This is a genomic window from Streptomyces sp. WAC05374 (assembly GCF_004353505.1).
Classification (GTDB): Bacteria; Actinomycetota; Actinomycetes; order Streptomycetales; family Streptomycetaceae; genus Streptomyces.
In genome coordinates, this window is the sequence record NZ_SMNQ01000003.1 from 130,567 (window position 1) to 141,922 (window position 11,356).

Sequence of the window (11,356 nt, forward strand, 5' to 3'; positions counted from 1 at the left end):
GAACTTGTCAATGCCTAGATTCCGCGTACGGTGGCCTCATGACCACCCAGCGCGCCTACCACCACGGCGACCTGCGACGGGCCGTCCTCACCGCCGCCCTCGACGTCATCCGCACCGACGGCCCGGCCGCCCTCAGCCTGCGCGACCTGGCCCGCCGCGCGGGCGTCTCGCACGCCGCCCCCGCCCACCACTTCAAGGACCGCGCCGGCCTGCTGACGGCCGTCGCGGCCGAGGGCTTCGACCTCCTGGCGGCGGCCCTCACGGAAGCCGCCGACCTGCGCGACGCGGGCGTCCGGTACGTACGTTTCGCCATGGACCACCCCGCGCACTTCCAGGTCATGTTCCAGCCCGACCTCCATCACCCCGACGACCCGGGCCTGCTCGCCGCCCGCACCCGGGCGGGCGACCGCCTCCGCGAGGCCGTGGCCGGGGCCGTCGACACGGACGACCCCCGTCTCGCGGGCGTCGCGGCCTGGTCCCTGGCCCACGGCTTCGCGACGCTGCTCCTGACCCACAACCTCACCGGCCCGGTGGGCGACCGCGCCCCGGAGGACGTCTTCCGCTCGCTGGCCGGGATGCTGTTCACGGCGGACTGAACGGCGGCCGATGAGTTTCGGGGACGCCGCCGGTCTGAACGTCACCCACTGAAGGAGAGCACCCCATGCGCAGGTTCAAGCTCCAGGTCCAGATGAGCGTCGACGGCTACATGGCCGGCCCGAACGGCGAGATGGACTGGCTGACGTGCCCCTGGACCGACGACATCAACGCCTACCTCGACGCGCTCACCGAACCCGTCGACCGCATCGTGCTGGGCCGCAAGCTCGCCGAGGGCTTCATCCCCGCCTGGGCGGCCGGCCCCGAGGGCGAGGACCAGGCGTCCATCGACAAGATGAACAACACGCCCAAGGTCGTCATCTCCGACAGCCTGGCGGAGTCGCCCTGGGAGAACGCCACGGTCATGGGCGGAGACCTCACCAAGATCGTGGCCGAGCTGACGTCCGGCCCGGGCGGCGACCTCATCACCTACGGCGGCGCCACGCTCGCCCAGCGCCTGATCGCCGCGAACCTCCTCGACGAGCTCCACCTGCTCGTCAACCCCGTGGCACTCGGCTCCGGCCTGCCCGTCTTCGCCGACACCGGCGCCCACCAGAAGCTCCACCTGGTCGCCGCCCGCCAGTTCGACTGCGGGATCACGGCCCTGCACCTGGAGCCGAAGCGCCCCTGAGGGGCGGCGCGGCAGGCGGTGCGCCGGCGGAACCGGCGTCCACCGGCTCGGCGGCCGCCTCCCGCTCGTACGCCGCAGATACGGCCGCACCAACGCGGTCACGCCTCCGTCGAGGGGCTCGTACCAGCCCCGCACGGTCACCGACCGGTAGGTCGGGCGAGCCCGCGCACCACCATGCACCACCATGCGTGCGCCCAAGGGCGGCCCCGCAGCGGAGGCCGCCCCCGAGGGGCCCTACGAGCCCAGGATCGTCGTGAGGAACTCGCCCGTCCACGCCAGCAGTTCGCGTCCGACCACCGGCTTGCCGCCGATCTTGCCCGTGGTGGGGCGGGGCACCAGGATCTGGTGCGTGGGCGCCTTGATCACCGTACGGGGGTAGAGGCGCTTCAGGCGCAGCTCCTGCGACTCGCGCAGCTCCACCGGGGCGAAGCGGATGTTCGGGCCCTGGAGGACGATCTCCCCGACGCCGCACGCGCGGGCCAGCATGCGCAGACCCGCCACCAGCAGCAGGTTCTCCACCGGCTCGGGCAGCTTGCCGTAGCGGTCGGTGAGCTCCTCGCGGACCGCCTTGATGTCCTCCTCCGAGTTGGCGGAGGCGATCGCCCGGTACGCCTGGAGGCGCAGCCGCTCGCCCGGCGCGTAGTCGTGCGGGACGTGCGCGTCGACCGGAAGCTCGATCTTGACCTCCAGCGGCGGCTCCTCCTCCACGCCGCCTTCGAGGGACGCGCGGTAGTCCGCGACCGCCTCGCCCACCATGCGGACGTACAGGTCGAAGCCGACGCCCGCGATGTGGCCGGACTGCTCGCCGCCGAGCAGGTTGCCCGCGCCCCGGATCTCCAGGTCCTTCATCGCCACGTACATGCCGGCGCCCATCTCGGTGTGCTGGGCGATCGTCGCCAGGCGCTCGTGGGCGGTCTCCGTCAGCGGCTTCTCCGGCGGGTAGAGGAAGTACGCGTAACCCCGCTCGCGGCCACGGCCGACGCGGCCGCGCAACTGGTGGAGCTGGGAGAGGCCGAAATTGTCACCGCGCTCGACGATGAGGGTGTTGGCGTTGGAGATGTCGATGCCCGACTCGACGATCGTGGTGGACACCAGGACGTCGAACTTCTTCTCCCAGAAGTCCACCACCACCTGCTCCAGGGCCGATTCGGACATCTGGCCGTGCGCGGTGGCGATCCGCGCCTCGGGCACGATGTCGCGGAGGCGGGCGGCCGCGCGGTCGATCGACTCGACCCGGTTGTGGATGTAGAAGACCTGGCCCTCGCGCAGCAGCTCACGGCGGATGGCCGCGCCGATCTGCTTCTCCTCGTACGGGCCGACGAAGGTGAGGACCGGGTGCCGCTCCTCCGGGGGCGTCGTGATGGTCGACATCTCGCGGATACCCGTGACCGCCATCTCCAGCGTGCGGGGGATGGGGGTGGCGGACATGGTGAGCACGTCGACATTGGCCCGCAGCTTCTTGAGCTGCTCCTTGTGCTCGACGCCGAAACGCTGCTCCTCGTCGACGATGACCAGGCCCAGGTCCTTGAACTTCGTCTCGGACGAGAACAGCCGGTGCGTGCCGATGACGATGTCGACCGCACCGTCCTTCAGACCCTCCAGCGTCGCCTTCGCCTCCGCGTCCGTCTGGAAGCGGGACAGGGCCCGCACCACGACCGGGAACTGGGAGTACCGCTCGGAGAACGTGCCGAAGTGCTGCTGCACCAGCAGCGTCGTCGGCACCAGCACGGCGACCTGCTTGCCGTCCTGCACCGCCTTGAACGCGGCGCGCACGGCGATCTCCGTCTTGCCGTACCCCACGTCACCACAGATCAGGCGGTCCATCGGGACCGTCTTCTCCATGTCCTCCTTCACCTCGGCGATGGTGGAGAGCTGATCGGGGGTCTCCGCGTACGGGAAGGCGTCCTCCAGCTCCCGCTGCCAGGGGGTGTCCGGGCCGAACGCGTGACCCGGAGCGGCCATACGGGCGCTGTACAGCTTGATCAGGTCGGCGGCGATCTCCTTGACCGCCTTCTTGGCGCGCTGCTTGGTCTTCGTCCAGTCCGCGCCGCCGAGCCGGTGCAGCGTCGGGGCCTCGCCGCCGACGTACTTGGTGACCTGCTCGAGCTGGTCGGTGGGGATGTAGAGGCGGTCACCGGGCTGGCCGCGCTTGGCGGGCGCGTACTCGACGAGGAGGTACTCGCGGGTGGCGCCCTGGACGGTGCGCTGCACCATCTCGATGTAGCGGCCCACGCCGTGCTGCTCGTGGACGATGTAGTCGCCGGTCTCCAGGGTCAGCGGGTCGATCGTCTTGCGGCGGCGCGTCGGCATCCGCTGGCCGTCCTTGCCGGCCGCCTTCTGGCCGGACAGGTCGGTCTCGGTGAGGACGGCGAGCTTGAGCGCCGGGTCGACGAAGCCGTACTCGATCGAACCGCACGCCACGTGCACGAGCGACGGCGAGATGTCGGTGAGGTCGGCGTCCAGACGGGCCGCGATGCCCTCGCCGCCCAGCACCTCCACCGTGCGGGCCGCCGGGCCGTGCGCCTCGGTGACGAAGACCGTGCGCCAGCCGTCCGCCAGCCAGCCCTTGGTGTCGGCGAGCGCGCGGGCGGTGTCGCCCCGGTAGGACTCCGGCGCGTGCATGCCCAGCTTGAGCGTGTCCGCGTCGAGCTCCTCGTCGGCGGCGAACGGCGACACCGACCACCACATCATCCCCAGCTCGCGCGCCCGGTCCCGGACGTCCGCGATGCCCCACAGGGACGCCGCGCCCACGTCGATCGGCGCCTCGCCGCCCCCGGCCGTCGCCGCCCACGAGGCGTGCAGGAACTCCTGCGAGGTGGCCACCAGGTCGGCCGCCCGGGTGCGCACGCGCTCCGGGTCGCACACCACCGCCATGGAGCCCTTCGGCAGCACGTCGAGCAGCAGCTCCATGTCGTCGACCAGGACCGGGGCGAGGGACTCCATGCCCTCCACGGCGATCCCCTCGGCGATCTTGCCGAGCAGCTCGCCCAGCTCCGGGTGCTCCTCCGCCAGCGCCGCCGCCCGGGCCTTCACCGACTCCGTCAGCAGCAGCTCACGGCACGGCGGCGCCCACAGGCCGTGGTCCGCGACCTCCAGCGACCGCTGGTCGGCGACCTTGAAGTACCGGATCTCCTCGACGTCGTCGCCCCAGAACTCGATGCGCAGCGGGTGCTCCTCCGTCGGCGGGAACACATCCAGGATCCCGCCGCGCACCGCGAACTCACCGCGCTTCTCGACCAGCTCCACGCGCGCGTACGCGGCCGCCGCGAGGCCGTCCACCACGTCGTTCAGGTCGGCCTGCTGACCGGTGCGCAGCGACACCGGCTCCAGGTCGCCCAGCCCCTTGACCTGCGGCTGGAGCACGGAACGCACGGGCGCGACGACCACCGAGACCGGGCCGGTCGCCGGGTCGTCCGCCGACGGGTGGGCCAGGCGCCGCAGCACGGCCAGCCGGCGGCCCACGGTGTCGGAGCGGGGCGAGAGGCGCTCGTGCGGCAGCGTCTCCCAGGACGGGTACTCGACGACGCCGTCCGGGTCCAGCAGGCTGCGCAGGGCGGCCGCCAGGTCCTCCGCCTCCCGGCCGGTCGCCGTCACGGCGAGCACCGGGCGGCCGGCGTCCCGGGCCAGCGCGGCCAGCGCGAAGGGGCGCGCCGCGGGCGGGCCGACCAGGTCGACGTGGGCCCGGTGACCATCGGCGGCGGCCTTCACCGCTTCGGTGAGGGCGGGGTCCTTGGCGACGGCGTCGAGCAGACCGTGCAAGCTCATGAAGGCGTCCATCCGGAGGGTGTGGGCAACGCGAACCGCCCGACACGTCGCACGGGCCGGGGGTTCCCAGCGTACGACGTCGGTCCGACAGCCGCCCCCGAAACCTCTCCCGCCCCACGAAGCGTCCGAAAATACGTGCGGTGGGATGTCAACCGGAACCGTCGCCCCGGACGTATACGCCATGAGACCCTGTCCGACCGCTGGGAGCCGCATTGACCGAAGAGGAGTTCCAGGAGCTCTACGCCCACTCCGTCACGCGGCTCGTCGGACAGCTCTACCTGATGACGGGCGACCTCCACGAGGCCCAGGACGTGGTCCAGGAGGCTTTCGTCCGCGCCTGGGGGCGCCGCTCCCGTCTGTCCCGCGACGCCGGGCCCGAGGCGTGGGTGCGCACCGTCGCCTGGCGGCTCGCCGTCAGCCGGTGGCGGCGCCGGGGGCGGGCCGCCGAGGCATGGCGCCGGCACGCGGGCGGCCGCCCGGACACGGTGCCCGCGCCGGGCCCCGGGACGGTCGCCCTGGTCTCGGCGCTGCGCCGGCTGCCCGACCGGCAGCGGCGGGCCGCCGTCCTGCACTACGTGTGCGACCTGACCGTGGAGCAGGTCGCGGCCGAGACCGGCACCTCCGCCGGGACGGTCAAGACGCACCTGTCGCGGGCCAGGAACGCCCTCGCCCCCCACCTCGAGGAAGCCCAGGAGCAGCACGGTGACCGATCCGCGTGACGAAGCCCTCGACGGGGCCCTCGCCGCCGCCCTCAAGGCCGCCGCCGCGACCGGGGCGCGGGCCGCCGTGCCCGAACCGGCCGCACAGGTGACGGCACGGGGCATGCGCCGCCGGCGCCGTACGGTGGCCGCCGCGGCCGCCTCCGCCGTGTGCGTCCTGGCCACGGCGGCCGCCCTGGGCGTGGTCGGCCCGCGCCCGGAGGCCCCGCCCCCTCCCGCCGCCCCGCCCTCCCCCACCGCCCCCTCCCCGTCCCCGTCCCCACCTTCGTCTCCCCCGCCCACCTCCCCCACGCCCACGTCCCCGGCTCCCCCCACACCCACGTCCTCCGCGTCCCCGTCCGCCACCCCCACGGGCACCGCCTTCCCGTCGTCATCCCCCGCCCCATAGGCCCCGCAAGCCACACAATCCCCACCCACCCCGCAGTCACCACCCACCCCGCAGCCCCCACGAACCCAGCCAGGGCCCCGCCCAGCCCCTCAAGTCCCGCCCAGCCCCACCAGCCCCGTTACTCCCACACCCCAAGAGTCAGCCCAGCCCAGCCATGGGGCCCCGCCCAGCCCCGGCCCCACCAGCCCCCGTACCCCCCGCCCCCCACGACCGCCGCCCCACCAGCGCCGCCCGCGACCGGGAGCGCCACCGCCCGTGGCGCCCGGGAGCGACCCGAGAGTGACCCAAGGAGCCCCTCACCCATGCGTGGAGCCGTCCTCGCCCAGCCCGCCGACGACACCGGACCGATACCGATACCCGGACCGCGCCGTGCCTCCGTGCCCGCGGTCCGGCAGCGGACCTGGACGGACCGCGCCCCCCACCTCCTCGCCCTCGCGCTGTTCGCCGCGTACACGACCCTCTCCGTCATGCGGTACCGCCGCATGGAGACCCGCTCCTGGGACCTGGGCATCTTCGAGCAGGCCGTCCGCGCCTACGCCCATTTCCAGCCCCCGGTCGCCGACCTCAAGGGCCCCGGCGCCAACATCCTCGGCGACCACTTCAGCCCCGTCACCGCCCTGCTCGCCCCCGCCTACCGGCTCTTCCCCACCCCCGTCACGCTCCTCGTCGCCCAGGCCGCGCTCTTCGCCCTCGCCGCCGTGCCCGTCACCCGGGCCGCCACCCGCCTGCTGGGCCGGGCCTCCGGCCTGTGCATCGGCATCGCCTACGGGCTGTCGTGGGGCATCCAGCAGGCGGCCGACTTCGACTTCCACGAGATCTGCTTCGCCGTCCCGCTGATCGCCTTCTCGCTCGAAGCCCTCCTGGGCCGGCGGTGGCGCGCCGCCCTCCTGTGGGCCGCACCACTGGTCCTGGTCAAGGAGGACCTGGGCATCACCCTCACCGCGATCGCCCTGGCCGTCGCCTGGCGGGCCCGCCACGACCCGTCCCGCGCCCCCCTGTACGCGCTCGGCGTCGCCGTCCTCGGCGCGGCCGCCACCCTCCTCACCCTCACCGCCGTCATCCCGGCCTTCAACACCACTGGCGGCTACGACTACTGGTCCAAGGTCGACGGCGGCCCCTCGCCCTTCGCCGGCGCGGAGACCAAGCTGCGCACCCTCGCCTGGCTGCTGCTGCCCACCACCGGCCTGCTGGCCCTCCGCTCCCCCCTCCTGCTGGCCGCCGCGCCCACCGTCGGCTGGCGATTCCTGTCCGGCGACGACCACTACTGGTCGACCGACTGGCACTACAGCGCGGTCCTGATGCCCGTCCTGTTCCTCGCCCTCGCCGACGCCGCCGACATCTCCCGCCGCAGCCCGCGCCCCTGGCTGCGCACGTACGCGGACCGGCTTCCGGCCTGCGCCGCCGCGGCCGCGCTCGCCCTGACCACCTCGCTCCCCCTCGCGACGCTCACCGAGGCCGCCACCTACCGCACGCCGCCGCGGGTCGTCGCGGCCGAGGAGCTCCTCGACCGCATCCCGGACGGCGCGACGGTCGAGGCCAACGTCGGGCCGATCAGCCGCCTGACCGGCCGCTGCCGCGTCATGTGGGTGGGCGACACCCGGGGCGTGACGCCCGACTGGATCGCGCTCAACAACTCCTCCGGGTGGGTGCGCGACCCGCACACCTACGCCCGGCAGCTCCACCCGGACGCCCGCTACCGCGTGGCAGGCGAAGCGGGCGGCTACCTGCTGCTGGAACGGCGCACCGGCCAGAAGTGAGCCGGCGGGCCGGGCGCGAGACCCCGGCCCGGCAGCGGCACGGCGGCCCCGGTGCTCACCGGGACCGCCGCCGATCGCGGGGCCGCTGAACCGGCCCCCGGCTACCCGGTCACTCGGTGGCGATGGCGTTCAGCACGTTCATCCGGCCCGCCCGGAACGCCGGCACCAGCGCCGCGAACAGCCCCACGAACGCCGACCCGACGAACACCGTCAGAATCGTCGGCCACGGTATCTCCAGCACTTCCAGCCCCTCCAGGGCCAGCAGCTTCTGCGCCGCCGTGCCCCAGCCCATGCCGAGCCCCAGCCCGAGCAGGGCACCGAAGAGGGCGATGACCACCGACTCCAGGCGGATCATCCGGCGAAGCTGACGGCGCGACAGGCCGATGGCCCGCATCAGACCTATCTCCCGGGTCCGCTCGACCACCGACAGGGCCAGGGTGTTGACCACCCCGAGCACCGCCACGATGATCGCCAGCGCCAGCAGCCCGTACACGATGTTCAGCAACTGCCCGACCTGGTCCTTCAGGTCCTGCTTGAAGTCGGTCTGGTTCTGCACCTTGTACTGCGGATAGGCGGCCAGCGACTCCTTCAGCGCGGCGTACGCCTCGCTCTCCTTGCCCTCCTCCGCCTTCGCGAACATGATCATGCTCTTGGGCATCCTGTCGGCCGGCAGGTACTTCTCGGCCGTCGTGATGTTCGTGTACATGGCGCCCTTGTCGACGTTGGTGTCGTCGGAGGTGATCGCCGCGACCTTCAGCCTCGCGGTCTCACCGCCCTTGAAGGCCACCGCGATGGTGTCGCCGACCTTCACCCCGTGCCGGCCGGCGTAGTCACTGCCGACGGACATCGCGCCCTCGCCGTACGCGGCCGCCAGGTCTCCCCCGACGGTCTCGCGGCGCAGGTCGTCGGCGTACGTGGGGTCGGCGGCGACGACGCCCTCGTCCTCCGCCTTCCCGTCCGGGGACGTCAGCCGCGCGGACACCAGCCTGTACTCCGTCACGTGCGCGATGCCCGGTGCCTTCTCCACGGCCGCCTGGGCCTGCGGCACGATCGGCCGGCCGTCGGCGCTCGCGCTCTGGACGATGAAGTCGGCGCCGACCGACTTGTCCAGCTCCTCCGTCGCGGAGGCGACCATCGAGGAGCCGACCACCGCCAGGCAGGCGACCAGGGCGAGCCCGATCATCAGGGCCGCGCCGGTGGCGCCCGTCCGGCGCGGGTTGCGCAGCGCGTTGCGCTCCGCCATCCGCCCCACCGGACCGAACACCCGCAGCAGGACGGCGCTGATGACCTTCACCACGCCGCCCGCCAGCAGCGGGCCGACCACGACGAAGCCGATCAGGCTCAGGATCACACCGGCCCCGAGGAACAGCGACCCCTCGCCCGCCTTGTCCGCCGCGGTCGCCAGGTACAGCGCCGCGCCGCCCGCACCGGTCAGCACCAGGCCCACGACGCCGCGCACGACACCGGCCTTGCCGTCCGCCGGAGTGCCCGCGTCCCGCAGGGCGGCCATGGGGGACACCTTGCCGGCCCGGCGGGCCGGTATGTACGCGGCCAGGACGGTGACGACGATGCCGAGGAACAGCCCGATGGCCGGGGTCGTCCACCTGATCGTGAGGTCCTGCGTCGACAACTGCATGCCCACCGACGACATCAGTTCCATCAGGCCGATCGCCAGGCCCACACCGGCACCCACACCCAGCACCGAGCCGATGACCCCGAGGAGCACCGCCTCGATGAGGACCGACCGGTTGACCTGGGTACGGCTGGACCCGATGGCGCGCATCAGGCCGATCTCGCGCGTGCGCTGGGTGACCAGCATGGAGAAGGTGTTGACGATCAGGAAGATCCCGACGAGGAAGGCGATCCCGGCGAAGCCGAGCATCGCGTACTTCATCACGTCGAGGAATCCCGCGACGTCCTCCCGTCCCGCGTCGGCCGCTTCCGCCTGCGTCTGGAGCCGGTACGGCCCTTCCAGGACGGACGCCACGTTCTTCTTGAGCTGCTCGTGGCCGACACCGGAGTCGGCGGTCACCCACACGTGGGTGAACAGGCCCTCCTTGCCGACCAGTTCACGCTGGGCCGTGGCGGTGTCGAAGTAGACGACGGCCGCGCCGGGGTTGGTGACCTTGAAGGAGGCGATGCCGGAGATCTTCGCCGTGAAGTCACCGGTGACGGCGATCGTGCGCAGCTCGTCGCCGAGCTTCAGGCCGTGCTTCTCGGCGGTGTCGGCGTCGACCATCACCTCGGTCGGCCCGCGCGGCGCGTGCCCGGAGGTGACCTCCATCGACCGCAGGTCGTTGCGCGTCCAGTTGCCCGCGATGGTGGGGGCGCCGTTGGTGGAGCCCATGTTCTTGTTGTCGGCGTCGACGACGGTCACGCTCGTCGAGACGACCGCGCCCTCGGCGGAGCGGACGCCCTCCGCCGCCTCGACCCGCCCCACGACGGACGCGGGCAGCGCCTCGGGCCGGCCGGTCTGCGGCATCTCGTCGTCGGTCGCGGCCGACTTCGGGCTGACGGTGACATCGGCGGCGGACACCGCGAACAGCTTGTCGAACGTCGTGTTCATGGTGTCCGTGAACACCAGCGTGCCACTCACGAACGCCACCGACAGCAGCACGGCGACCGCCGACAGCGCCATGCGGCCCTTGTGCGCGAAGAAGTTGCGCAGGGAAGTTCTGACGACGGTCACGATGTCCGCCCCCGCGCGTCGAAGTCCTTCATCCTGTCCAGGACGGCCTCGGCGGTCGGCCGGAACATCTCGTCGACGATGCGCCCGTCCGCCAGGTACAGCACGCGGTCCGCGTAGCTCGCGGCCACCGGGTCGTGCGTCACCATCACGATGGTCTGACCCAGCTCGTCGACGGACCGGCGCAGGAAGCCCAGCACCTCCGCGCCCGCCCGGGAGTCCAGGTTGCCGGTCGGCTCGTCACCGAAGATGATCTCGGGCCGGGCCGCCAGCGCGCGGGCCACCGCCACGCGCTGCTGCTGGCCGCCGGAGAGCTGCGAGGGCCGGTGCTTGAGCCGCTCGGCCAGCCCCACGGTCTCCACCACCCGGGTGAGCCAGGCCGCGTCGGGCTTACGGCCGGCGATGTCCATGGGCAGCGTGATGTTCTCGATCGCGTTGAGCGTCGGCAGCAGGTTGAACGCCTGGAATATGAAACCGATCCGGTCCCGGCGGAGCTGCGTCAGCTTCTTGTCCTTGAGCCTGGTGATCTCCGTCTCGTCGAGGAGGATCTCCCCGCTCGTCACGGTGTCCAGGCCGGCCAGGCAGTGCATCAGGGTCGACTTGCCGGAACCGGAAGGCCCCATGATCGCGGTGAACTGCCCGCGTGCGATGTCCACGTCGACGTGGTCCAGTGCGACGACGCGGGTCTCGCCCGCCCCGTACGCCTTGACGACCTGGCGCGCCCGCGCCGCGACGGCCGTACGCCCTCCAGTACCCCCGTGCCTGGGGATGGTCACAGCCGTTGTCACCGTAAGTCTCCTATATCGGGTATCACTG

8 protein-coding genes are annotated in these 11,356 nt (G+C 72.6%); 5 read left to right on the top strand and 3 right to left on the bottom strand.

All coding sequences use genetic code 11. The features are described from left to right. Positions 1–38 precede the first annotated feature (38 nt). Positions 39–596 (top strand): TetR/AcrR family transcriptional regulator, encoded by a 558-nt coding sequence (locus E2B92_RS08225; RefSeq protein ID WP_126888766.1) that lies wholly within the window; start codon positions 39–41, stop codon positions 594–596. A gap of 65 nt (positions 597–661) precedes the next feature. Continuing rightward, positions 662–1,225: a dihydrofolate reductase family protein gene (locus E2B92_RS08230; RefSeq protein WP_126888765.1), complete on the top strand. Its 564-nt coding sequence runs from the start codon at positions 662–664 to the stop codon at positions 1,223–1,225. Positions 1,226–1,459: 234 nt separating this feature from the next. Here the strand turns inward: E2B92_RS08230 and mfd are convergent, their stop codons facing one another. After that, a complete protein-coding gene (mfd, locus tag E2B92_RS08235; RefSeq protein ID WP_126888764.1) occupies positions 1,460–4,990 on the bottom strand; it encodes a transcription-repair coupling factor in 3,531 nt (1,176 codons plus the stop codon). A gap of 212 nt (positions 4,991–5,202) precedes the next feature. On the opposite strand from mfd, the gene E2B92_RS08240 reads away from it, so the two are divergent. From E2B92_RS08240 to E2B92_RS08250, 3 genes are all read left to right on the top strand, one after another. Further along, a complete protein-coding gene (locus tag E2B92_RS08240; RefSeq protein WP_126888763.1) occupies positions 5,203–5,709 on the top strand; it encodes a SigE family RNA polymerase sigma factor in 507 nt (168 codons plus the stop codon). Next, entirely contained in the window at positions 5,693–6,097 is a 405-nt protein-coding gene (locus tag E2B92_RS08245) for a hypothetical protein (protein ID WP_133087445.1), read from the top strand. Before E2B92_RS08240 ends, E2B92_RS08245 begins: the two co-directional genes overlap by 17 nt. Before the next feature lie 302 nt (positions 6,098–6,399). Further along, positions 6,400–7,854, top strand: a complete 1,455-nt coding sequence (locus E2B92_RS08250) for a DUF2079 domain-containing protein (protein WP_126889308.1) — start codon at positions 6,400–6,402, stop codon at positions 7,852–7,854. Positions 7,855–7,963: 109 nt separating this feature from the next. Here the strand turns inward: E2B92_RS08250 and E2B92_RS08255 are convergent, their stop codons facing one another. Both E2B92_RS08255 and E2B92_RS08260 read right to left on the bottom strand, forming a co-directional pair. Next, a complete protein-coding gene (locus E2B92_RS08255) occupies positions 7,964–10,543 on the bottom strand; it encodes an ABC transporter permease (protein WP_126889307.1) in 2,580 nt (859 codons plus the stop codon). After that, complete coding sequence (locus tag E2B92_RS08260) at positions 10,540–11,328, bottom strand: ABC transporter ATP-binding protein (RefSeq protein ID WP_126889306.1); 789 nt, start codon at positions 11,326–11,328, stop codon at positions 10,540–10,542. Before E2B92_RS08260 ends, E2B92_RS08255 begins: the two co-directional genes overlap by 4 nt. Positions 11,329–11,356 lie beyond the last annotated feature (28 nt).